Genomic DNA, 22307 nt, shown 5'->3' on the forward strand with positions numbered 1-22307 from the left:
GGAAGTGAAAATGCCGGAAAAAACTCCGGAGAAAATAGAAGTTAAAACAGAACAGCTGTCTGTTGTTTCTCAGACAGTTCAGGAAGTTTCTGTGACCAAAACAACCAAGCCTTTGTCAAGACCGGGAATATCCTCCGGTTTCAGCATCAATTCCTTTTTGAATAAAGAAGATAAAGTGGAAACAGCAGAAGATGTTGTGGTGAGAACTGAAAATCTTCCTCAAAACCATTTTACAGACACAGATCTGCAGACGGAATGGAAAATTATGCTTAAACAGCTTCAGGTAAAAAATAACTTTGTATTTAATGCGGTAAAAACCTTTAAACTGGTAAAAGCTGAAGAGCATAAAATCAAAGTTTTGTTCCCGTCAGACTCTGCAAAAGTGGAATTTGATAAAATAAGTGGAGAATTTTTTAATCATTTTAAAAGAAAAATTCAGAATCATATTATTGAGGTAGAATACGTCAGAGACGTTGAAAATCTGAAGATTGAGGTGGTGACGAAGAGAAAATTATTTGAAAAGTTTATAGAAAAAAATCCACTTTTGAAAGATCTTGATGATTTAATGAAGTTTGATTTGACATAATTTTTATATATTTGTCAAATATTTCTGTCAGAAATAAGTTTCTGACAAAAACAAATTACAAACAGAAACGCTAAAACAAGACATTTCCAGAATACAATGGAAAAATTGATTAACACATATCAGTCTTTTTTTGCACCCGCTAATTACTTTTTTAGCGGTTATTTTAGTTTTTCTGCTTCTTATTATAGAAATTTCAGAACGTATTACCGATTTTATTGGTACTGTTAACTGAATTTCTTTCCAAAAAATACAGGAGAAGTAGAGCCCTATTATTTTCCTGATTCCTTTAAACAATTTTGAACGGCATTTTTTGAAAAGAATTATAAATTAAATTTTATAATCCAAAGGGCTATTGCTGTCAATGAATAAATAATATAAAAAAACAATAAAATTTAGAATAATGAATTTAAATGATTTAAAAAATGAGTGGATCGATGGGCTTACACAGCCACTAATGATTGCAGGACCATGTAGTGCGGAAAGTGAAGCTCAGATGCTTGAAACGGCCAGGAGAATTAAGGAATCCAATGCCAATGTATCCGTTTTCCGTGCCGGAATCTGGAAACCCCGTACCAAACCCAACGGTTTCGAAGGAGTAGGAGTGATCGGTTTGAACTGGCTGAAAAAAGTAAAAGAAGAATACGGTTTTAAAACAGCAACTGAGGTAGCCAATGCACACCACGTATTTGCAGCTTTAGAAGCAGACGTAGATGTTCTTTGGATCGGAGCGCGTTCTACAGTGAATCCATTTACGGTACAGGAAATTGCAATGGCTTTAAGAGGAACTGATAAACCGGTATTTGTGAAAAACCCTGTAAATCCGGATCTTGCTTTATGGATCGGAGCTTTGGAAAGACTTTTAGGACAGGACATTAAAAACCTTGGAGTTATTCACAGAGGATTTTCAACCTACCAGAAAACAAAATACAGAAACAATCCAAACTGGCAGATTGCCCTTGATTTCAAGAGCCAGTTTCCAAATATTCCAATGTTAATCGACCCTTCTCACATCTGCGGAAACAGAACAGGTCTTGCAGATATTACACAGGAGGCACTTAACGTAGGATACCAGGGAGCGATCATTGAATCTCACTGTAATCCTGATGAAGCATGGAGCGATGCTTCCCAGCAGATCACTCCTGAAGTTCTTGCAGATCTTATCGGAAATCTGAAAGTGAGAAGCTCTAATCTTGCCGGTTTTGAAGGAGAAATGGGAAGACACAGAACTTTAATCTCCGATCTTGACTTCCAGTTAATTGAACTTCTTTCTCAAAGAATGAAAATTTCTGAAAAGATCGGTAAGCTTAAAAAAGAAAATGACATTGCGATCTTCCAGCCTGAACGTTGGAAAGTAATCACAGAATACGCTACCCAAAAAGCAAAAGAAACAGGAATGTCTCAGGAGTTTATTGAAAAAGTATTCAAAGCGATTCACGAAGAATCTATTGAAGTTCAGAATAATATTATGATCGAGAGATAAATTGCGGATAATAGTAAGAGTAGTATAATTTTTACTAGATATTCAGTAAAAAAAATAAATCAGGGCTTAGCCATCAGTATTTAGGAGAATTGAAACATTGTGTTTTTGACCCTATTTTCTGAATGCTAAGCCCTAATTGCGTATATTTGCACCAGCATTATCTATGAAAGGAAAAATCATTAAATCTACAGGCAGTTGGTACCAGGTTTTGGAATTGGAAACACATAAAATTTTCGAGGCCAGAATCAGGGGGAAATTCAAATTAATAAAAACCAGACTTACCAATCCACTTGCTGTAGGAGATTTTGTTGAGTTCCAACTGGAACAGGATGATATTGCCTGGATCACGAAAATTGAACCCCGCTCTAATTATCTGATCAGAAAATCCGTAAATCTTTCCAAAGAAGCTCATATTATTGCTTCCAATATTGATTTGGCATGCTTTATCTTTACCCTGAAACATCCTGAAACGTCATTAGGATTTCTGGACAGGTTCCTGGCATGCTGTGAAGCTTATAATATTACACCACTGATTCTTTTTAATAAGATTGATGTATTGCACGAAGAAGAAATTGAAATTGTAAAAGATATTGAATTCCTATATCAGGAGATAGGGTATGATACCCTGGAAATTTCTTCCTATTCAAAATTAAATCTTGACCAGCTTCAGGAAATTCTTAAAGATAAAACTTCCGTATTCTTTGGCCACTCAGGTTGTGGAAAATCTACCTTAGTGAATGCTTTGCAGCCGGGATTGAATTTAAAAACTTCTGAAATTTCAGATACCCACCTGAAAGGAAAACACACAACAACTTTTGCCCAGATGCATTTCTGGGATTTTGGAGGAAACGTTATCGATACTCCCGGGGTTCGTGAATTTGCAATGATTGATATTGAAAAAGAAGAAGTACAGCATTACTTTCCTGAAATTTTTAAAAAGAGAGAAGAATGTAAATTTCATAACTGTCTTCACATCAATGAGCCTAAATGTGCTGTTATCGATGCCCTTGAAACAGGAGAAATTCAGCATTCGCGCTATGCTACTTACATTAAACTGATGGACGAGGCAGAAGAAGCGTCTCAGAAATAATCAATACAATCTTTATGTAACAGGACAAATTTGTTAGAAATAATATAGAGACTATCATTGGATGGTCTCTTTTTTCTGTTTTAAACTATTTTGTCGAAAGTGTTAAAGAATAATATTTACTGTTATTCTTTTTTTTAAAGATCAATTTAATGTATTCTGGATATTTTATTTCTTGTAATTATTTTTTTAATTTTAAATGAAAAAAATATTCGTTTTTAAATAACTCTACTTTTCAATTTTACAATTTTGGCAGATAACTCCACTTTTGTCATATTTCTGACCACCATGAGATTGGATTTTCAAAAAATAAAATTATTTCACCAATTGAAATAAAATGGATAAAATCATTAAATATAATCCGATATTCATTAAAAAATTATATAATTAATAAAAAATACTGCCATTTTTTACAAATAAAAAACCCAGCCGAAGCTGGGTAAAAACTAATAACCATGAAAACTCAAATTAAACATGAGAATCGCAATAGAATAAACAATTACTGTGCCAAAGTTTATCTTATAATTTCTTAATAAAAGTTATTTTTATGTTAAAAAAAAATTAAAATAAAAATCAAAGATATTTTTTGTAATTTTGCGCCATTAAAAAAATATACATTTATGTCTAACATTACATTCACTATGATTAAGCCTGATGCAGTTGCTGACGGACATATCGGTGCTATATTGGGTAAGATTGCTGAAGGAGGTTTTAAGATCAAGGCTTTAAAATTAACTCAGCTTACAGTTGCTGATGCAAAAAAATTCTATGAAGTACATGCTGAGAGACCATTTTATGGAGAATTGGTAGAATTCATGAGCTCTGGTCCTATCGTTGCAGCAGTTTTAGAAAAAGACAATGCAGTTGAAGACTTCAGAACATTGATCGGTTCTACTAACCCTGCAGAAGCTGCAGAAGGTACAATCAGAAAAATGTTTGCAAGAAGCATCGGAGAAAATGCTGTTCACGGTTCAGATTCTGACGAGAATGCATTAATCGAAGCTCAATTCCATTTTTCAGGAAGAGAGATTTTCTAAGAAAATCATCTTACAAAATAAAAAATCCGGAGAATTTTCTCCGGATTTTGTTTTTATGGGGATCTTTAAAGATTATTTTCAATGGCTCCCACTTTTTCTCTGTATAGCTCAACAGGTTTATTAAGCAAAACCGCGATCACCGTCAGTTGTTGATCAAGTCTTTCTTTAGGGATATCAATATAAATAATTCCCGGTCTGTCGCTCCAGTACAGTTTATTATAAATCGTATGAGGAAGAATAGTGCCTTCACCCACAACTCTTATTCTGGCAATCTCGTTTTTTATCCCTTTCAGAGCAATAGGTCCCGTAGGAACTCCTTCCACAAAAAGATATAGAGTCTGTTTGTCTTTTGATAAAGCGCTCATTCCTGGGTAGTGACCCGCCGGAAGGCCTTTTCCTGTTTCAAATAAAGCTTCGGCATGCTTGCTTATCCATTCTATGGTTTCCGGATTTGTTTTAGACGTTTTTTTTATTTTCATGTCAAGGCCATCTAGAGTAAGGCCTTCATGGCTAACTAAATTCTGATCATAGTTTAAAGCATTGGCGATATCATAGACGGCTTCCTGGGTATTTTTGCTTTCCAGTATTTCGGGAAGAGAATGTTTTTCCTTCTTAAAATCGTTCAAAAATGCAGGAGGAGTGTCAAAAGTAAGTTCTGCCACCGTGACATCCTTGTCAAATTTTACTTTGGAGAAATTTAAATTCAGTGTTTTCTCAGCATTATAATCCATTGTAACAACAGCAGATGGATCTCCAATGATTTTTACAGAAAGGGGTTTTGTTGCAAGTCCATAGATTTTTGTAAGTTTTTTAGCTTCTTCAAGATAAAGAAACAAAGATTTTTTCGAGGTTGAAAACGCTGATTTTCCTTTATAGTTGTCAAAAGAAATTCCGCGGGTTGTTTCATAGATGGCATGTTCATTTTTGGATGTCCATCTGCCCAGGTTTTTCAGAATTTCAATTTGCTCTTCCGGAATGGTGCCATCTGATTTCGGACCGATATCAAGCAAAAGATTTCCTCCCATGCTGATCACGTCTGCCAAAGTCCTTACAATCATATTGGGTGTCTTATAACTTTTGTCAAAAGGCTGATACCCCCAGGAATCATTCATGGTATAACAAAGCTCCCAATATTGATTTTGAGGCGGAACTACCGGAATGCCCTGCTCGGGAGTGTCGTAATCTCCATGATTATTGAGTCTTGAGTTAATAATGATATTAGAATTGTATTTCCTGAGTAAATCCAGGGTTTGAGAAGCTTTCCATTCTTCGGAAGTATGTTCCCAGTCTCCATCAAACCAAAGGAGGTCAGGAGAATATTGGGCAGATAGCTCATTAAGCTGACCCTGATAATAGCTGATAAAATTCTGCCAGCGCTTTGGATCATTTTTAAGTTCATAGCGTTTTTTTGTCCGGGTATTGATGTCATAGTACGGATGGCTCCAATCCGGCAAAGAGAAATAAAGTCCAGTTTTTAATCCGGACTTTTTCATCGCAGAAACAAAAGGAGTTAGCACATCTTTTTTAGCCAAAGAATTTTGAGGGATAGTTGTTGCTTTTTCTGCTCCCGAATTCCATAGTGAAACTCCGTCATGATGTTTTGTGGTAATGACCGCATATTTTGCTCCGGATTCTTTTATCAGATCTACCCATTGTTGCGGCTGGTATTTTGAAGCTGAAAAACCATTCAGCTGTTTCATATAGTTTTCGTGATTAATATAATTATTGAAGAATGACCATGATTCCGAGATTCCATTAACCGAATAGATTCCCCAATGAATAAAAATTCCCAGTTTGGCATTTTTAAACCATTCCATTTTTTTGCTGTTGTCAACTGTCTGAACCTGTGCGTCGATATTACTTACAGATAATATCAATCCAAGGAAGACAGCTTTAATCAGACTGCTTTTCATATATAGTTTTATTTTAACATTAAATATAGATAAAGAAAACATTATAGTGTAGAATAGTTTGTGATATTTAATGATAATTGTTGTCAAAACGTTTCTTATTATTGTATTTTTATAAATGGAACGTTTATTGTAAAATTTACCCGAAAAAGCAATTATGAAAATTCCAGCAATATTAATGGCAAGTTTATTGGCGGTAAGTGTCTCTGCGCAGACTACTAAACCAGAAACTAAAACAAAAAAGCCTGTCAAAAAAATAAAGAAAGCCACTTCCGCGGACACCGTTGAAAAGAAAAAACCGGGAACCCCTAAGCCGGTAGTTAAAAAAGATACCCTTGTACTCCGCGAATATGGTTGTCCGGCCTGCGGAATGGGATAGAAGATGAGAAAGCCCATGTTAGGAGTGTCAATGATGGCGGAAGCAGATTTTCTTTCTGCTGTTTTGCCATTGTTGCAGGATAATGCCATAGAAGTGATGGAATGGTCTTTTGATACGCTTTATCACACCAATGAGCCGGATTGGCTTCGGGATCTGTTGAATTTCTACGCAGAAAATAACCGTTTAATAGGGCATGGAGTATATTATTCTTTATTTGATGCGATATGGACGGCAAGGCAGGAAGAATGGCTGAAGAAATTGAAAGAAGAAGTCAGCCTGCGGAAATACAATCATATTACGGAACATTTTGGCTTCATGAATACTGAAAATTTTCATCAGGGAGTTCCGTTGCCGGTGTCTCTGGGGCCGGAAACCCTACAGATTGGGAAAGACAGGTTATATAGACTTCAGGAAACGGTGGATATTCCTGTAGGCGTGGAAAATCTGGCATTCTCATTTTCCATTGATGATGTGAAAGAGCAAGGGGTTTTTCTTGACAAACTGATAGAAGATACTGATGGTTTTCTGATCTTCGATCTGCATAATATTTACTGCCAGTCCTGTAATTTTGAAGTTGGTCTTCAGGAAATAATAAACCTGTATCCACTTGATAAAATAAAAGAAATTCATCTTTCAGGCGGCAGCTGGCAGGAGAGTGCGTATGGAAAGAAGCAGGTGAGGAGAGATACTCATGATGATGTTATTCCTGAAGAAATTCTCTCTGTTTTACCCTCGGTTCTTACACAATGTCCAAATCTGGAATACATTATTATTGAAAGATTGGGGCATACCTTGAAAACCGAAGAAGAAAGAAATGATTTTCTGGATGATTTTAATAAAGTCAGAACAATAATTGAAACTTCAGACCTGAAATTCAAAGAAAATAAACGTTGGTGTAAAAAGAAAGTGAAACTTTTCGAAAAACCTTTGGAAGACTTGCTTTTGTATGAAGAACAGTCGAAACTCACAAGACTTCTTTATGATCATGCAGATGTGAAGGCTATTAAAGATCTGGACTTTCATTATTTTAAAACACAAAACTGGGACGCTGAAATGATCCTTACAGCGCAGAATATCATTAAAAAATGGAATCCTTATTAATTATTCTATCCTGATAACCAAAATCAAATTATATGAAAATGACAACATTAGTATTGATCATTACCGCTGTCCTCACTGCTTTGATAGGAGGACTTTTCTATGCGTATTCATGCTCAGTTGTGCTCGGTCTGGGAAAACTTTCTGACACGGAATACCTCAAAGCTATGCAGAATATCAACAGGGAAATTCTGAACCCTGTATTCTTTATGAGTTTTATGGGAACGGTGGTTCTTCTTCCCTTATCTACATTTTTGCTCCGCGGACAGCAGCCTGTTTTTATTTTTCTTCTTCTTGCTACACTGGCTTATCTGATTGGAGTTTTTGGGGTAACGGTTGCCGGAAATGTTCCGATGAATGATACTTTGGATAAATTTGATATCTCTGGTTCTACAGCAGAAGCGATCAGACAGATGCGGGAAAATTTTGAAAACAGATGGAATTTTCTCAATAATATAAGAACTGTTTTTTCCGTGATTTCCATCCTTTTTGTAGTTTGCGCCTGTGTCTGGAATAAAGAATTGTAATGGATTAAGTGAAAATACCTACTATTAAATTACGTATTTCTACCGATGTGTACGTCTGGTTTTATTCAGATCTTTGTGTTGTTAGCAAGATAGTTTTAAACATTTTCAAATAAGTTGAAAAAAAGATTATAACCAAGACGACTTAAATTTCCAAACAAGAGAAAAGGCAGCCAATGGCTGCCTTTTGTTTATCATAAAGATAGTTTCTTTAGATTTTTAAAAGCTCGATTGTTCTTTCCGGGCTTTCAGCTGAGAAAACAGCATTTCCCGCAACAAGAACATCGGCACCTGCTTCAAATAATTTGGAAGCGTTATCAAGATTTACTCCTCCGTCTACCTCGATAAGTGCAGTTGAGTTGTTACTTAAGATCAGATCCTTGGTTTCTGCAATCTTTTTGTAAGTATTTTCAATGAACTTCTGTCCTCCGAATCCCGGATTTACGCTCATTAACAATACAAGATCCACATCTGCAATAATATCTTCAAGCATCAATACAGGAGTAGAAGGATTTAAAACAACACCTGCTTTTGCTCCCTTGCTCTGAATATGGTGAATAGTTCTGTGAAGGTGGGTACATGCTTCATAATGAACAGAAACAAGGTCAGCACCATGATTGATGAATTCATCAACATATTTTTCAGGTTCCACGATCATCAGGTGAACATCCACAAATTTTTTAGCATGCTGCTGAACAGTTTTCATTACCGGAAAACCAAAAGAAATGTTAGGAACAAATCTTCCGTCCATGACATCAATGTGGAACCAGTCGGCCTGAGAATTATTCAGCATTTCAATATCTCTTTGCAGATTCCCAAAGTCTGCTGATAAAAGGGATGGAGCAATAAGCTTCGTTTTCATTTTTACTTTTTATACTTTTACTTTTATTATCCTATTGAAAATGAATGGTCATGGGTGAAGTAATAATTGGCTAGATATCCTGTTATTAAAATCACTTCTATGACAGATAACTTTTTATTGTTAATATTTGTGAGTAGAAATCTGTCGATTACAAGCAGTCCAAACAGTGCTAAAAAGAAAATTATTTCTATTGTAATTCCTAAGCTTCCACTGGGACCGGATGTAAATAATTGATAGACAATTAAAGGAATCCCTAGCCCTACAAGTGTAATAAATACAATAGAGATAAAGGTTGGTCTTTTTATTAAATCAGAAATAGCCTTCATTTTAATTAATGATACTTCAGTTTCATTTCCGGCTTGATCTTAAGAACTGTTTCATAGATAAGTTTGATGACATTACCTACATCTTCTTTAGATACCATTTCTACTGTAGTATGCATATAACGCAAAGGTAAGGAAATTAAAGCACTTGGTACGCCGCCGTTAGAGTGGGCAAAAGCGTCTGTATCAGTTCCGGTTGCTCTGCTGGCTGCAGCTCTCTGGAATGGTATTTTCTTGGTCTTTGCGGTGTCAATAATTAATTCTCTGATGGTGTGGTGAACACTTGGTGCGAAGAATACTACCGGCCCGGCACCACATTTCTGATCTCCTTCTTTTTTCTTTTCAATCATTGGAGTGGTTGTGTCGTGGGTAACATCCGTTACAATGGCAATATTCGGTTTGATAGTATCAGCAATCATGTCTGCACCATATAAACCTACTTCTTCCTGTACAGAATTGGTAATATAAAGTCCGAACGGTATAGATTTTTTATTTTCTTTTAGCAGCCTGGCAACTTCAGCAATCATGAAACCGCCGATTCTGTTGTCCAGAGCTCTGCAGACAAAATATCTGTCGTTCATTTCAAAGAATTCATCCGGGTAGGTGATCATACAACCTACAAAAATTCCCATTTCTTCCACTTCTTTTTTAGAAGTCGCACCACAGTCGATGAAGATATTTTCAATTTTAGGCGTAGGCTCATTCTGATTGGTTCTTGTATGAATAGCCGGCCATCCGAATACCCCTTTTACAATTCCGTTTTCACCATGGATATGGACAACTTTTGAAGGAGCAATCGTCTGATCAGAACCTCCGTTTCGGATGACGTAGATCAATCCGTCATCTGTAATATAATTGACATACCATGATATCTCATCAGCGTGTGCTTCAATCACTACTTTGAATTCAGCTTCCGGATTGATGATCCCATAGCAGGTTCCATAATGGTCTACTTCAATTTTATCCACGTAAGGTCTGATGTAATCCATCCAGACTTCCTGCCCTTTATGTTCGTAACCTGTTGGAGATGATGTGTTTAAATATTTCTCTAAAAATTTCAAAGATTTCTTTTCAAATTTCATAAAAAGGAATGATTTTTGCGTTTAATTTTTCTTCTTATAAGTGTAAAAATAATGAATTTTAGTAAGATTATCTGCCTTTTTATTCTCTTTTTTGGAGTAAGTGTTTTCGGTCAGAAGGATGGGATAGTGGCGAAACCACTCAATCAATACCCGCCTGAATCTCTGAAAGTGGATGAATTTGGTAATAAATATTATTATGATGAACAGCAGAAGATTAAGGTGTATGAAATCAATGGAGAGCCTGTAGTCGTATTGGATGAGTTGGTTTTAGTGAATAAACCGAGATTTAATAACCAGTTGGATAAGAATTACTATTATTTTCTCAATAAAAAGCTGTACAGGGTATATCCGTTATTTGTGACTGCATTGCAGCAGTACAGAGATATCCAGAAAGATATGAATGATCTGGACAGCAAAGCCAAAAGAAAGTTTGTAAGAGAAAGACAGAATATACTGGCTGACCAATATGAAAAACAATTGAGAGATCTTACGACTACCGAAGGACAGGTTTTTGCAAAACTGATGAACAGGGCAACCGGAAAAAATGTATTTGAAATTATCAAAGAATTAAGAGGTGGATGGAGTGCTTTCTGGTGGAATGTAAAAGGAAAAATGGCTGATATTGACCTTAAAGAACGCTATGATCCCCACACCAACAGAAGTGATGAATTTATAGAATCATTACTGCAGTCCAACTGGAACTCAGGTTATCTGCAGCCTTATCCCGGAGCTAATGATTTTAAAGTAAAGAAATAATATAAATTCCTGTAAGCATTCTTACAGGAATTTTTCTTTTAATTTATCAAATACAATTTTATCTATGGGAAGAGGAAAAGGATTGTCCGGTCTGTCGATATCAATCCATTCTGTTTTTTCAATACAGGGATCCAGAATAATAAAGTCTTCCTCGTTAACGATATCTACTATATAATATATGGTAAGAAGCTGTTCGTTTTCTCTGAAACGCGATACCAGAAAATTTTCCTGAGTATAAAAATGTTCCAGAATATTGATTTTGACATTAAGCTCTTCATCAAACTCACGATGCAGACATTCCAGGACTCCTTCACCGTATTCCAATCCGCCGCCCGGAAATTTCATTAAAGGTTCGCCGGCATATTCTTCAAATAAGGTTAAAACTTGTTTATCTTTTACCGCACAGGCATACACTCTAATGTTGATCTTGTCTATCATATATATAATGTATAATATTTTGTATAGCTAATGTAAGGAATTTTGTTGGAAAAGCCGGAAGTTGGAAGCGTGAAGCTGGAAGTTTAATACTATCTAATAATATTGAACCAACATATCTTATATATTATATTGATTATTATTCTAAAATAAAAAATCAAAATTAATTAAGCACCCGGCTGTAAACGTTCAGCTTCCTTCCTCAAGCTTCCATTCTACAATTTAATTGCATTAATCATCTCTCTTTTTCCCGGAGGTCCCTGTTTTTTCTCCACCTTGAAATTCAGTTCCTGAAGGATTCTTCTTACACTGCCTTTAGAAGAGTAGGTGGTTAATAATCCGTTAATGGCCATTTTGTCAGCTACGTGTTCAAACAATGGCTTTTCCCAAAGCTCTGGCTGTACTCTGGCTCCAAAACAGTCAAAGTAAACAAGATTAATTTTAGGCAGATCAATGTCTTTCAGGTCGAAAAAGTCACATTCTATCTTTTTTAAATTGAATCCACTAATGATTTCTACTGATTTTTCCCAATCTGCCAGATGAATTTTCTGATAAATATTTTTAAACTCTGGGTTATCAAAAAGTTCAAAGTAAGCCAAATCCTTAACTTCGGATTCATTTATGGGGTATTTTTCGAGCGAAAAATAATTGATGACATGATTTTTGTCAGTTTTTAAATATTCATTAATTGTTACCAAAACATTCAAACCTGTTCCAAAACCGAGTTCTAAAATATTAATTTCGCAATCATTTATTAAATTCAGTCCATTTTTGATAAACACGTGTTCGGCTTCCTGCAGGGCTCCGTGATGAGAATGATAGTTTTCATTTAAATCATTGATAAACAATGTTTTACTTCCGTCGTTTGTGGTCTTAATCTCTCTTTTCAAGCTAATTTTTTGTCAAATTTACTCTAAAATTTTTATATTTAGAAAATTATGTTAAATTTGTAGAACATCGTAAAAATTTTAAAAAATGATAATTCAAAAAACTGAAAACTCCAGAATTTCTACATTTGACCCTAACAATTTTTCATTTGGTAGTACTTTCATCGATCATATGATCATTTGTGAGTATGAAAACGGAAAATGGGGTGATGTAAAATTAGTTCCTTACGGTCCGATTCCATTTACGCCTGCCATGATGGGAGTAAACTACGGACAAGCTTGTTTTGAAGGTATGAAAGCCTATAAAGACAAAGACGGGCAGGTTTTCCTTTTCAGGCCTGAAAAGAATTTTGAACGTATCAACAAGTCAGCGAAACGTCTTGCTATGCCAGAAGTGACTGAAGAAATGTTTTTAGACGGATTGAAAGCTTTGGTAGATATTGACAGAGAGTGGATTCCACAGGGGGAAGGAATGTCGCTTTATATCAGACCTTTGATTTTTGCTACAGAGGAAGCTTTGAAAGCAAGAGTTGCTAATAAATATATGTTTGCCATCGTTGCAACACCGGCGCAGAGTTATTATTCAGAACCGGTATCTGTAAAGATCTCTGATCACTATTCAAGAGCAGCAAACGGAGGGGTAGGTTCTGCAAAGGCTGCAGGTAACTATGCGGCTTCTTTCTATCCAACACAGTTGGCTATTGAAGAAGGGTATGAGCAAATCATCTGGACGGATGATGCTACACACGAATATTTCGAAGAGAGTGGTACAATGAACGTGTTTGTTAGAATCAACGATACGATCTATACGCCGCCAACATCTGAGAAAATCCTTGACGGAGTAACGAGAGACAGCTTCATCCAGTTAGCGAAGAAAAGAGGTATCGAAGTGAAAATTGAACCGATTGCGGTAAAAACTGTAATCGAAGTTTTAAAGAACGGTGAACTTAAAGAAGTATGGGGGGTAGGTACAGCAGTAGTAACCACTCAATTCCAGGCTTTAGGATATCAGGGAGAAAAACTTGCGCTTCCGAGATTATCTGATGAAGAAAGCTATGCGGCTATCCTTAAAAAAGATCTGGTAGACTTACAAACCAATTTGTCTGAAGATCCGTTCGGATGGAGAGTGATGGTAGATCACGTATTGGAAACAGTATAATACTATTGATATAACGATATGAAAGCCGGGTTTTTCCCGGCTTTTTCGTACCTGTGTATTCACGTAAAATGCACGAAGACTTTTTGGCTGGGATCAATGCGTTACAACATTCACATATTTCTGTGTCAAGTTTTGTAATTGATTCGCGAAATGTGTATTTTCGCAAAAGTTTATGAAAAAAATACTCTTCATATCAGCCATAAGCCTGTTGAGCTGCAACAGAAATACACAGACGGTACATCCCCCTGTAGGCGGGGTATTGAGCCAGAAAGATCTGGATGTTTCTAAAAACAGGATGAAAAATTTAAATGTTATAGAACGTGGCCAGATTCAGGACTGGATCAGTGGCCAGTCTGTAAAATATTATCCTACGCAGCTTAATTATTGGGTAACCGTGGAAGGCTATGATCAGAGAGAAAGAAGGAAAGATGAAACAACCATTTCCTATTCTTATGATCTGTATGATTTTGACCAGACTAAAATTTATGATCAGCCTTTTGAGAGAAGAGATGCCAGATTCGGACACTTTGATGAACTGAGAGCAGTGGAGAACGCTTTGCGTTTTATACATGATAGAGAGGAAGTAACACTTTTGGTACCGTCTTCTTTGGCCTACGGAACTTACGGAGACGAAAAGAAAATAGACAACGACATTCCATTAATCATAAAATTAAAAGCTTTATAAATACATGAAATTGTTTAACAAGAATATAATTCTGGCAGCGGCAAGTATTTCGCTGATGAGTTGTACCCCAATTTATAAAAAAATGAACGTAGACAAAGAAACTTACGAAGGTCTTAATGACGGACTTTATGCCAATCTTCAAACTACAAAAGGTAACTTAATTGTAAAATTTGAAGACAAGAAAGCACCAGTAACTGTAGCCAACTTTATCGGTCTTGCAGAAGGGAAAATCGACAACAAAGCTAAGGCTAAAGGAGTTCCTTACTATGACGGAACTATTTTCCACAGAGTAATTAAAGATTTCATGATCCAGGGAGGAGATCCTCAGGGAACTGGAATGGGAGATCCTGGGTATAAATTCGAAGACGAAAGAAACGACCTTAAACACACAGGAAAAGGGATTCTTTCTATGGCTAACTCTGGACCAAACACCAACGGTTCTCAATTCTTTATTACTGAAGTAGCTACCCCTTGGTTAGATGGAAGACACACGATCTTCGGAAAAGTAGTAAAAGGAAATGAGGTAATTGATGCGATTGCTAACGTTGAAAAAGGAGCTCAGGACAAACCTAAAACAGATATCGTTTTAGAAAAAGTTTCTGTTTTCAGCAAAGGTGACGAATACAAGCATTACGATGCAGCTAAAACTTTCAATGAAGGAAAGGCTAAAATCGCAGAAAACAATAAAGCTTTCATCGCTAAAGAAGAAGCTGAAAAGAAAAAAAGAGAAGAAGAATTCAAAGCTAACCAGGAGAAATTGGTTGAAAACCTGAAAGCTGGTATGCAAAAAACTGAATCAGGCCTTTACTATAAAATTACAAAAACAGCTGACGGTAAAGCGCCAAAAGCTGGTGACAATGTATCTGTACACTATGCAGGTAAACTGGTAGACGGAACTGAGTTTGATTCTTCATTCAAGAGAAACGAACCTATCGAAATTCCAATCGGAATGGGAAGAGTAATCAAAGGATGGGATGAAGGTATCCTGTTATTGAAAGAAGGTGAAACTGCTACATTATTGATCCCGCCTGCAATGGCTTACGGAGAAAGAGGAGCAGGAGGAGTGATCCCGCCAAACTCATGGTTGGTTTTCGATGTTGAGCTTGTAAAAGTAAAATAATTGAATTTCACAATAGTATCAAAGCCGTCCGAGAGGATGGCTTTTTTTATTCTGCTGAGAGATATTCCGTAACGATCTGTGTAAATGGTACGACCCATTTACTATCCGGAAAGGCTCACTGTTTTTCTGATACGAATTATTTTAAACTTGTAACAATAATCAAGAAAATGAAAATCAAATCACTTCTGTTTCTGTTCATTATGCTGTCGTTGATGGCTTTTTCCCAGACTAAAGCAAATCCTGACGATGCAGCGATAAAGAAATCACTTACCTATTTTGTCAACAGTATTCAAGCTAAACAAATGGACCAGGCAGTAAACGGCATATACCCAAAATTCTTTACCCTAGTTTCAAAAGAGCAGATGACCCAGATTTTGAATATGACTTACAATAATCCATTCATGAAAATTGAAGTACAGGATCTGAAGTTTGGAAATATTGAAAAGCCTGAACTCATAACCGGGGAATATTTTTCTATTACCCCTTATTTTTTGAAACTGAAATGCAATGTCAGTTCATTAAATGATGATATGAAAAAGAGAATGAACGGTGCATTGACAGCCAAATACGGAGCAAATAATGTGAAATATGTCGCCAGCGAAGGCTCATATCTCATCAACGCTGCTATGAAAGCCTGTGCGGTTTCAAAAGATAAAAAAGCATGGAAATTTGTTATTCTTGAAAAGGAATATAAGAAAGAACTGATGAAGATCTTACCCAAGAAAATTCTGGACAAATTCTAAAAGAGTAAGCAATAATTTTTCATAGAATAGTACCGTCGTGAAATGACGGTTTTTTGTTTCCTGAAAATACCGTAGAAATACGGATTTCGGTATGGCTTTATTACTTCTATCTTTATCGTGCACTTAAAAGAACAAAATAAAAAAATATGTTTGAGCTGAATTACGACCAGATAAAGAAGGAAATAGAATCTGAAGTATGCAAAGAACACAGTAGGCATCCGGAATTTATAAAAACAGATGAAGGTTTTGGAATAAAAGCCTGCTGTGAACCATTCAGAGAAGAGCTTGTTGAAAAGTCAGGGAAAATGATTGAAGAAGAAACCCAGAAGATCCTTGAAGAAATGATGAAGGATCTGTTTAAAGAATAAGTTTTTACGATGTTAAGATAACTTTGTTATCGGAAGCTGCTCCGGAAGGAGTGGCTTTTTTGTTAGAAATACTATGTTATTAACAATATAAATGGAGTAAGATCGTAAACAAAAACCGCCCCCAAACAGGGCGGTTTTCTCAGTAAAATAAATTGAAAAGTTATATGTTCTGTTATCTTTTCTTCATCTTGGTTCCGGCCAGGGAACTGATGAATACAAGGCCAAACCCGATATAAGCGGCAAATGCCGTCAGGTATATAATTAAGCTGTTAAAGCTAGGTTTTAAGGCGTATACCAACACTGAAAATGCAGCAAAACTTAACACCATCAACAGGCTCCATATATTCAATTTTGCAGCATCTTCATTTCTCTTAAAAATCATTTCAAAAAAGGCTCTCATCATTACTAACATTTTAAGGGTTATACATTAATTTATAGCATAAAGGCGCACTCATCACGGTAAAAAGAATATATTCCTTTACGTGGGCTAAGGTTCACGATGACTTTGCCATTTATTTATATCATAATACCGGGCTGAAAGTCCGGGATATTTTTGTTTTTTTTTTGAATCAATCAATGATTCCTGGTTATTGTGATACCAGTCAGATACGGGTGCAAAACTGCTGTGAAAAACTAACGGGGGTTAATTAATCACGAGCCCGTATCTTTTACGGCATCGTAGAAAAAAAAGGATTCATATACTAGATATGAACTTGAATCAGTGGAAAAACTGAAAATCCACAGAAAACCTTTTTTCTCATCCTTAGTGTTTTTTTAATTTTTTCTCAAGAAATAACATGCTAATATCATGCCAAAGTTCGGAATTTGCGATTAACACTTTGTTTCATAGGATTGATGAGAGCAGTGGTGAAGCGTTTTTTCTTCTGTTATTTCCTTAAACATAGAAAAATTTTCTATTTTTTAAAGCTAATGACAATGAACAAAGAAAATATTACGGAGGATAAGTGTTTTTTATGTATTTAAAATAAACCACAAATAACTCAGATGTTCCTGCACAAATTTCACAAATACAACAGACAGTTAAAAAAAATTGTGGCTAAGATCATCTGCATCCCATAATATCAACTATTCAGTTCGTGTTATTGGTGAAATCATTAGTGTAATTTGTGTTTAATTTTTTAAAAACCACAAGTAAGTAACACAAATATTCTTTCACAAATGACACAAATATATATACGCAATCATCCGTGTCAATCTGTGGAATCAGTGGTATCTAAAGCCGTTTTAAAAGTATCCATAAAATATAAAGCGGGCTTCCTTCGTCTATGCTCTGCCCATTCCTATTGATATTAGTGAATTCGTGTTATTCGTGAAATCATTAGTATTTGTGTTCAATTTTAAAAACCACAAGTAACACCAATATTCCTTCACAAATAACACAAATATATATACGCAATCATCCGTGTCAATCTGTGAAATCAGTGGTTATAAAAATCTTAAGTTTAGATTAAACCCCATTCCTTTTGAATTTGTGTTATTTGTGAAATCATTCGTGTCATTTGTGTTTAATTGTAAGAACCACAAACACCACCAATATTTTACACAAATTTCACTAATGGAATACTGTGAAATTTATTATGCATTACTATTAAAATAAAAAAACCGCCTTTAGAAAGACGGTTTCATATTTTACCAGTTTTTATCAATCATATAAATAATCTGAGTCAAAGCGGTGGCTCCCAATAAAAGCTCTCTTCGGTTCACCTTTTCAAAAGTATCTTCTTCCGTGTGGTGAATATCGAAATATCGCTGAGAATCCGGCATCAGCTCAGCAGCGGGAATTCCCATGTCGTGAAGCGGATAAAGGTCTGTTCCTGAAAACCGCTCTTCAAAATTATAAACTCCGTAGGGAAGAAAAAGATTCGACCAGCTTTTAATCTGATTTCTTTTCGCATCATCCATATCCAGGGCAATACCTCTTGGGGCAAAGCCTCCGGCATCGGATTCAATAGCAAAAAGATGTTTTTCGTTTTTCTCTTTTACCGTTTTACCATACTGGATTCCGCCTTTTACTCCGTTTTCTTCATTGGCGAAACAAACAACCCTGATGGTGTGGTTATTCTGAATACCCAGCTTTTTAAAGGTTCTTAAAACCTCAATACTTTGTACAATTCCGGCTCCGTCATCGTGGGCTCCTTCACCTACATCCCAGGAATCAAGGTGTCCGCCGACAACAATTACACTCTGGTCTTTTTTACCTGTGATTTCTCCAATAACAGAGTGGGAGAGCTTTTCTCCTTTCATTCCGCAGTTGGAGTTAAGTTTTGCATTAACTTTCTGTTTTTTCAGTAAAGCTTCCAGTTCATCTGCAGTCGTGCTTCCAATGGCTACCGCAGGGATTTTGGAAACTTTGTCTTCATAACGCATTGCTCCTGTGTGAGGTACATCATCAAAAGCAGAGGACAGAGATCTTACGATGGCAAATTTGCCTCCTTTTTTAGCGGTTAAAGAAGCGGCGGTAGTTCTGTATTTGGCAGCATCACCATAGGCTTTGAAAGTCTCTACAAATGACTGGCTGAAAGGGTAGTTGAAGAACACGATTTTATCTTTCACTTTTTCAGCAGGAAGTCTGTCATATTCTTCCATAGATTTTACCATGATGATTTCTCCCGAAACATCTTTTCCTCCTGTTCCTTCAGAATTCCCAAGGGAAAGCATTTTAAGGGTTTTCCATTTTCCGTTGGGAGTCTGGATGTTCAGAGATTCTTTTCCTCTTACCCAAACCGGGATCATGACTTCCTGAAGCCATACTTTGTCAGCTCCGGCATCACGAAGTTTCTGTTCTGCCCATTTTACAGACTTTTCATAGGCTTCGGATCCGCTTAAGCGGTGGCCTATATTTTTTGTAAGCTCTCTAAGCTCCATATATCCTTTTCCGTTGTTCAGGATTTCTGTAGAGATTTTTCTGAACTGTACAGAATCTTCTTTAGACTGGCCAAATGCAGCCATTCCAAAAAGTAGTAATGAAGTTCCTAGTATCTTTTTCATTGTTTACCAATTTTTATCAATCATATAAATAAGTTGTGTCATCACCGCAGAACCAAGCAATAGCTCTCTTCGGTTGATTTTTTCAAAAGTGTCTTCTTCGGTATGGTGGATATCGAAATAGCGTTGCGGATCCGGTACCAGTTCAGCTGTGGGAACTCCCATTTCGTGAAGCGGGGCAATATCCGACCCTGAATATTTTCCTTCAAAGTTGTAAACGCCATAAGGCAAGAACAGATTCACCCAGCTTTTGATCTGGTTTCTTTGGGGTTCATCCATTTCGAGGGAAATTCCGCGTGGTGAAAAACCTCCTGCATCCGATTCTATGGCAAAAAGATGTTTTTCATTGTTTTCTTTGGCAACTTTACCATACTGTTTTCCGCCTTTTGTTCCATTTTCTTCGTTGGCAAAACAAACGGCGCGAATGGTATGATTATTCTGAATCCCTAATTTTTTAAATGTTCTTAATACCTCAATGCTCTGCACAATTCCTGCTCCGTCATCATGGGCTCCTTCGCCTACATCCCAGGAATCAAGATGTCCGCCGACAACAATAATATTTTGGTCTTTTTTACCTGTAATTTCACCAATAACAGAGTGGGAAAGCTTTTCTCCTTTCATACCACAGTTGGAATTGAGTTTAGCCGTAACCTGATGATGCTTTAATAATGCCTCAAGTTCATCAGCTGAGGTATTTCCGATTGTTATGGCTGGTATTTTGGAAATATTTTCGTCATAACGCATGTTTCCTGTGTGTGGAATATCATCAAAAGCAGAGGAAAGAGACCTGACGATGGCAAATTTTCCTCCTTTTTTAGCCGTTAATGAAGCGGCAGTTCTTCTGTAGGGGTTTGCATCACGATAAGAAATGAATGTCTGTACATTTTCCTGACTAAAAGGATAGTTGAAAAACACAATTTTATCTTTCACTTTTTCAGCAGGAAGCTGATCGTATTCTTCCAGTGATTTTACCATGATGATTTCTCCGGAAAGATCTTTTCCTCCGGTTCCTTCAGAATTTCCAAGGGAAAGCATTTTTACACTTTTCCATTTTCCATTAGAAGTTTTAATCTGTAATGATTCTTTTCCTCTTACCCAAACCGGAATCATCACTTCCTGAAACCATACTTTTTCAGCTCCGGCATCACGAAGTTTCTGTGCCGCCCACTGAACTGATTTTTCATACGCTTCTGACCCGCTGAGACGGTTTCCTATAGTTTTGGTAAGTTCTTTCAGTTCATTGTATCCTTTTCCGTTGTTCAGAATTTCTGTGGAGATTTTTCTGAACTGGACAGAATCTTCTTTAGACTGACCAAATGCGGCCATTCCAAAAAGAAGTAAAAAAGTTCCTATTATCTTTTTCATTGTTACCAGTTTTTATCAACCATAAAAATCATCTGTGTGATGGCGACAGCTCCAAGAAGAAGCTCTCTTTTATTTACTTTGTCAAAAGTATCCTGTTCGGAGTGGTGATAATCAAAATATCTCTGGGTGTCTACCACAAGCTCTACTAAAGGAATATCCAGTTTTTTCAAAGGTGAAATATCCTGAATGGCTTCTGTCTGGTCAAAATCATAAACGCCATAAGGCAGAAAATATTCTTTCCAGGGATAAACCAGTCTTCTTCTCTGCGGGGACATATCTAATGAAAACCCACGGGGAGAATAACCTCCGGCATCGGTTCCTAAGGCAAATATGTGTTTTTCGTCTTTCTTTTTCACATAAGCAGCATACATCTCACGGCCTTGTCCGCCGTTTTCACTGTTGGCATACAAAACAACGCGGATCGTATGGTTGTTTTCATATCCAAGCGCTTTCAGCGTTCTTAGCACTTCAATACACTGCACAACGCCTGTTCCGTCATCCACGGCCCCTTCGCCAATATCCCATGAATCAAGCTGAGCGCCTAAAACAATTACTTTTGAATCTTTTTTGCCTCCAATTTCAGCAATGATATTAGGATTCGTAGTATCACCTTTTGATTCTGCGGTCATGTTGATTTTCGCAGTCACTTTCTGTTTTTTCAATGTTTTTTCCAGCTCATCTGCAGATCTTACGCCAATTGATAAAGCCGGAATTTTAATTTTATCATCTGGTTCGTAATAGATCATTTTGGCATGAGGAGTGTCATCATTGGCTGTTGTCAGTGACCTTATAATTAAGGCTTTTGCACCTGTCTTGGCAATTACTGAAGCGGAAATTAATTTTGATTTTGCCGCCTGTAAATAAGAATCGCTTGTATTGATAACCCTCGGGTCCATAGGCACATTTACAAAAACTATTTTGTCTTTTAACTGTCCCAGCGACATGGCATTAAGTTCTGATGTGGAATTGATTAAAACAACTTCACCTGTCAGATCTTTTCCTCCAGTTCCTTCAGAGTTTCCGAAAGAAAGCATTCTGATGTTTTTCCAATCTCCATTTCCGGCTTTAATCTGTAAAGATTCTTTTCCTCTGATCCAGACCGGTGCTTTAGCTTCCTGTCTCCAGATCATATTAATACCAATTTCCTTGAATTTTTTTTCAGCCCATTCTACAGCTTTTGTATAACCGGGAGTGGCGCTGAAGCGGGGACCGATTCTTTTCGTAAGTTCCCCGAGATTATCATAAGCAGTGCCGTTGGTCATAATTTCATCTGAAATTTTTCTGAACTCATCGTGATAATTAAATCTGGCAACAGTTCCTTTTTTTGCCGGGCCTTTTTGTGGTTTTTTTTGAGAAAATAAAAATCCACTCAAAAAGAGTGGAAGTATAATGAATATTTTTTTCATCTATTATTT

The 22307-nt window shown here is 36.5% G+C and carries 23 protein-coding genes; 13 read left to right on the forward strand and 10 right to left on the reverse strand.

Translation table 11 applies throughout. From position 1 onward, the window contains the following. Positions 1 to 10 precede the first annotated feature (10 nt). The 4 genes from FFS26_RS22725 to FFS26_RS00120 all read left to right on the forward strand — a co-directional run bounded on the left by FFS26_RS22725 (position 11) and on the right by FFS26_RS00120 (position 4190). Positions 11 to 586: a hypothetical protein gene (locus tag FFS26_RS22725; RefSeq protein ID WP_228449364.1), complete on the forward strand. Its 576-nt coding sequence runs from the start codon at positions 11 to 13 to the stop codon at positions 584 to 586. 400 nt (positions 587 to 986) lie between these two features. Further along, complete coding sequence (locus tag FFS26_RS00110) at positions 987 to 2066, forward strand: chorismate mutase (RefSeq protein ID WP_047431451.1); 1080 nt, start codon at positions 987 to 989, stop codon at positions 2064 to 2066. Positions 2067 to 2229: 163 nt separating this feature from the next. Beyond that, complete coding sequence (gene rsgA / locus FFS26_RS00115) at positions 2230 to 3156, forward strand: ribosome small subunit-dependent GTPase A (protein WP_110011636.1); 927 nt, start codon at positions 2230 to 2232, stop codon at positions 3154 to 3156. A gap of 617 nt (positions 3157 to 3773) precedes the next feature. After that, positions 3774 to 4190 (forward strand): nucleoside-diphosphate kinase, encoded by a 417-nt coding sequence (locus tag FFS26_RS00120; RefSeq protein WP_034722935.1) that lies wholly within the window; start codon positions 3774 to 3776, stop codon positions 4188 to 4190. A 65-nt stretch (positions 4191 to 4255) separates the two neighbouring features. On the opposite strand, the gene FFS26_RS00125 is transcribed toward FFS26_RS00120, so the two are convergent. Continuing rightward, positions 4256 to 6103, reverse strand: a complete 1848-nt coding sequence (locus tag FFS26_RS00125) for an alpha-L-fucosidase (RefSeq protein ID WP_137903940.1) — start codon at positions 6101 to 6103, stop codon at positions 4256 to 4258. A 154-nt stretch (positions 6104 to 6257) separates the two neighbouring features. On the opposite strand from FFS26_RS00125, the gene FFS26_RS00130 reads away from it, so the two are divergent. The 3 genes from FFS26_RS00130 to FFS26_RS00140 are packed head-to-tail and all read left to right on the forward strand — an operon-like array spanning position 6258 to position 8104. After that, positions 6258 to 6479, forward strand: a complete 222-nt coding sequence (locus tag FFS26_RS00130; RefSeq protein ID WP_110011638.1) for a hypothetical protein — start codon at positions 6258 to 6260, stop codon at positions 6477 to 6479. Positions 6480 to 6482: 3 nt separating this feature from the next. After that, positions 6483 to 7580, forward strand: a complete 1098-nt coding sequence (locus FFS26_RS00135) for a DUF692 family multinuclear iron-containing protein (RefSeq protein ID WP_137903941.1) — start codon at positions 6483 to 6485, stop codon at positions 7578 to 7580. A 38-nt stretch (positions 7581 to 7618) separates the two neighbouring features. After that, a complete protein-coding gene (locus FFS26_RS00140) occupies positions 7619 to 8104 on the forward strand; it encodes a DUF1772 domain-containing protein (protein ID WP_228449365.1) in 486 nt (161 codons plus the stop codon). A gap of 208 nt (positions 8105 to 8312) precedes the next feature. On the opposite strand, the gene rpe is transcribed toward FFS26_RS00140, so the two are convergent. The 3 genes from rpe to FFS26_RS00150 are packed head-to-tail and all read right to left on the reverse strand — an operon-like array spanning position 8313 to position 10368. Further along, a complete protein-coding gene (gene rpe / locus FFS26_RS00145) occupies positions 8313 to 8963 on the reverse strand; it encodes a ribulose-phosphate 3-epimerase (RefSeq protein ID WP_034698534.1) in 651 nt (216 codons plus the stop codon). 26 nt (positions 8964 to 8989) lie between these two features. Next, positions 8990 to 9289, reverse strand: a complete 300-nt coding sequence (locus tag FFS26_RS22730; protein ID WP_228449366.1) for a hypothetical protein — start codon at positions 9287 to 9289, stop codon at positions 8990 to 8992. 5 nt (positions 9290 to 9294) lie between these two features. Next, positions 9295 to 10368 (reverse strand): M42 family peptidase, encoded by a 1074-nt coding sequence (locus FFS26_RS00150; protein ID WP_062670358.1) that lies wholly within the window; start codon positions 10366 to 10368, stop codon positions 9295 to 9297. Positions 10369 to 10419: 51 nt separating this feature from the next. Here FFS26_RS00150 and FFS26_RS00155 point away from each other — a divergent pair, with 51 nt between their 5' ends. Then, positions 10420 to 11124 (forward strand): DUF4294 domain-containing protein, encoded by a 705-nt coding sequence (locus tag FFS26_RS00155; RefSeq protein WP_062670356.1) that lies wholly within the window; start codon positions 10420 to 10422, stop codon positions 11122 to 11124. 21 nt (positions 11125 to 11145) lie between these two features. On the opposite strand, the gene FFS26_RS00160 is transcribed toward FFS26_RS00155, so the two are convergent. Then, the gene (locus tag FFS26_RS00160; protein WP_137903943.1) at positions 11146 to 11562 is read right to left on the reverse strand and encodes an NUDIX domain-containing protein; all 417 of its coding nucleotides are present in this window, start codon (positions 11560 to 11562) and stop codon (positions 11146 to 11148) included. Between the two features lie 212 nt (positions 11563 to 11774). Continuing rightward, positions 11775 to 12449 carry a tRNA (5-methylaminomethyl-2-thiouridine)(34)-methyltransferase MnmD gene (mnmD, locus tag FFS26_RS00165; RefSeq protein WP_137903944.1) on the reverse strand — a complete coding sequence of 225 codons (675 nt, stop codon included), beginning with the start codon at positions 12447 to 12449 and terminating at the stop codon, positions 11775 to 11777. Positions 12450 to 12534: 85 nt separating this feature from the next. On the opposite strand from mnmD, the gene FFS26_RS00170 reads away from it, so the two are divergent. From FFS26_RS00170 to FFS26_RS00190, 5 genes are all read left to right on the forward strand, one after another. Next, positions 12535 to 13605, forward strand: a complete 1071-nt coding sequence (locus FFS26_RS00170) for a branched-chain amino acid aminotransferase (protein WP_137903945.1) — start codon at positions 12535 to 12537, stop codon at positions 13603 to 13605. A gap of 172 nt (positions 13606 to 13777) precedes the next feature. Beyond that, complete coding sequence (locus FFS26_RS00175; RefSeq protein WP_137903946.1) at positions 13778 to 14290, forward strand: hypothetical protein; 513 nt, start codon at positions 13778 to 13780, stop codon at positions 14288 to 14290. A gap of 82 nt (positions 14291 to 14372) precedes the next feature. Continuing rightward, positions 14373 to 15410, forward strand: coding sequence for a peptidylprolyl isomerase (locus FFS26_RS00180; protein WP_228406592.1), 1038 nt, complete (start codon positions 14373 to 14375; stop codon positions 15408 to 15410). A gap of 167 nt (positions 15411 to 15577) precedes the next feature. Next, complete coding sequence (locus tag FFS26_RS00185; protein WP_137903947.1) at positions 15578 to 16153, forward strand: hypothetical protein; 576 nt, start codon at positions 15578 to 15580, stop codon at positions 16151 to 16153. A 146-nt stretch (positions 16154 to 16299) separates the two neighbouring features. Next, positions 16300 to 16521 (forward strand): hypothetical protein, encoded by a 222-nt coding sequence (locus FFS26_RS00190; RefSeq protein ID WP_137903948.1) that lies wholly within the window; start codon positions 16300 to 16302, stop codon positions 16519 to 16521. Positions 16522 to 16693: 172 nt separating this feature from the next. On the opposite strand, the gene FFS26_RS00195 is transcribed toward FFS26_RS00190, so the two are convergent. From FFS26_RS00195 to FFS26_RS00210, 4 genes are all read right to left on the reverse strand, one after another. Next, positions 16694 to 16924, reverse strand: a complete 231-nt coding sequence (locus FFS26_RS00195; RefSeq protein WP_137903949.1) for a hypothetical protein — start codon at positions 16922 to 16924, stop codon at positions 16694 to 16696. A gap of 1247 nt (positions 16925 to 18171) precedes the next feature. Next, positions 18172 to 19530 carry a M20/M25/M40 family metallo-hydrolase gene (locus FFS26_RS00200; protein WP_137903950.1) on the reverse strand — a complete coding sequence of 453 codons (1359 nt, stop codon included), beginning with the start codon at positions 19528 to 19530 and terminating at the stop codon, positions 18172 to 18174. A 3-nt stretch (positions 19531 to 19533) separates the two neighbouring features. Continuing rightward, entirely contained in the window at positions 19534 to 20892 is a 1359-nt protein-coding gene (locus FFS26_RS00205; RefSeq protein ID WP_137903951.1) for a M20/M25/M40 family metallo-hydrolase, read from the reverse strand. A 2-nt stretch (positions 20893 to 20894) separates the two neighbouring features. Then, positions 20895 to 22298: a M28 family peptidase gene (locus FFS26_RS00210; protein WP_137903952.1), complete on the reverse strand. Its 1404-nt coding sequence runs from the start codon at positions 22296 to 22298 to the stop codon at positions 20895 to 20897. Positions 22299 to 22307: the final 9 nt, after the last annotated feature.

It is taken from the genome of Chryseobacterium sp. 2VB, from assembly GCF_005503635.1.
In the GTDB taxonomy this organism is placed as follows: domain Bacteria; phylum Bacteroidota; class Bacteroidia; order Flavobacteriales; family Weeksellaceae; genus Chryseobacterium; species Chryseobacterium cupriresistens.

Excerpts from the sequence above, each read along its gene's own strand:
- FFS26_RS22725 (WP_228449364.1), top strand. The coding sequence starts at position 11 with ATGCCGGAAAAAACTCCGGAGAAAATAGAAGTTAAAACAGAACAGCTG.
- FFS26_RS00110 (WP_047431451.1), top strand. The coding sequence starts at position 987 with ATGAATTTAAATGATTTAAAAAATGAGTGGATCGATGGGCTTACACAG.
- rsgA (WP_110011636.1), top strand. The coding sequence starts at position 2,230 with ATGAAAGGAAAAATCATTAAATCTACAGGCAGTTGGTACCAGGTTTTG.
- FFS26_RS00120 (WP_034722935.1), top strand. The coding sequence starts at position 3,774 with ATGTCTAACATTACATTCACTATGATTAAGCCTGATGCAGTTGCTGAC.
- FFS26_RS00125 (WP_137903940.1), bottom strand. The coding sequence starts at position 6,103 with ATGAAAAGCAGTCTGATTAAAGCTGTCTTCCTTGGATTGATATTATCT.
- FFS26_RS00130 (WP_110011638.1), top strand. The coding sequence starts at position 6,258 with ATGAAAATTCCAGCAATATTAATGGCAAGTTTATTGGCGGTAAGTGTC.
- FFS26_RS00135 (WP_137903941.1), top strand. The coding sequence starts at position 6,483 with ATGAGAAAGCCCATGTTAGGAGTGTCAATGATGGCGGAAGCAGATTTT.
- FFS26_RS00140 (WP_228449365.1), top strand. The coding sequence starts at position 7,619 with ATGACAACATTAGTATTGATCATTACCGCTGTCCTCACTGCTTTGATA.
- rpe (WP_034698534.1), bottom strand. The coding sequence starts at position 8,963 with ATGAAAACGAAGCTTATTGCTCCATCCCTTTTATCAGCAGACTTTGGG.
- FFS26_RS22730 (WP_228449366.1), bottom strand. The coding sequence starts at position 9,289 with ATGAAGGCTATTTCTGATTTAATAAAAAGACCAACCTTTATCTCTATT.
- FFS26_RS00150 (WP_062670358.1), bottom strand. The coding sequence starts at position 10,368 with ATGAAATTTGAAAAGAAATCTTTGAAATTTTTAGAGAAATATTTAAAC.
- FFS26_RS00155 (WP_062670356.1), top strand. The coding sequence starts at position 10,420 with ATGAATTTTAGTAAGATTATCTGCCTTTTTATTCTCTTTTTTGGAGTA.
- FFS26_RS00160 (WP_137903943.1), bottom strand. The coding sequence starts at position 11,562 with ATGATAGACAAGATCAACATTAGAGTGTATGCCTGTGCGGTAAAAGAT.
- FFS26_RS00170 (WP_137903945.1), top strand. The coding sequence starts at position 12,535 with ATGATAATTCAAAAAACTGAAAACTCCAGAATTTCTACATTTGACCCT.
- FFS26_RS00175 (WP_137903946.1), top strand. The coding sequence starts at position 13,778 with ATGAAAAAAATACTCTTCATATCAGCCATAAGCCTGTTGAGCTGCAAC.
- FFS26_RS00180 (WP_228406592.1), top strand. The coding sequence starts at position 14,373 with ATGAACGTAGACAAAGAAACTTACGAAGGTCTTAATGACGGACTTTAT.
- FFS26_RS00185 (WP_137903947.1), top strand. The coding sequence starts at position 15,578 with ATGAAAATCAAATCACTTCTGTTTCTGTTCATTATGCTGTCGTTGATG.
- FFS26_RS00190 (WP_137903948.1), top strand. The coding sequence starts at position 16,300 with ATGTTTGAGCTGAATTACGACCAGATAAAGAAGGAAATAGAATCTGAA.
- FFS26_RS00195 (WP_137903949.1), bottom strand. The coding sequence starts at position 16,924 with ATGATGAGAGCCTTTTTTGAAATGATTTTTAAGAGAAATGAAGATGCT.
- FFS26_RS00200 (WP_137903950.1), bottom strand. The coding sequence starts at position 19,530 with ATGAAAAAGATACTAGGAACTTCATTACTACTTTTTGGAATGGCTGCA.
- FFS26_RS00205 (WP_137903951.1), bottom strand. The coding sequence starts at position 20,892 with ATGAAAAAGATAATAGGAACTTTTTTACTTCTTTTTGGAATGGCCGCA.
- FFS26_RS00210 (WP_137903952.1), bottom strand. The coding sequence starts at position 22,298 with ATGAAAAAAATATTCATTATACTTCCACTCTTTTTGAGTGGATTTTTA.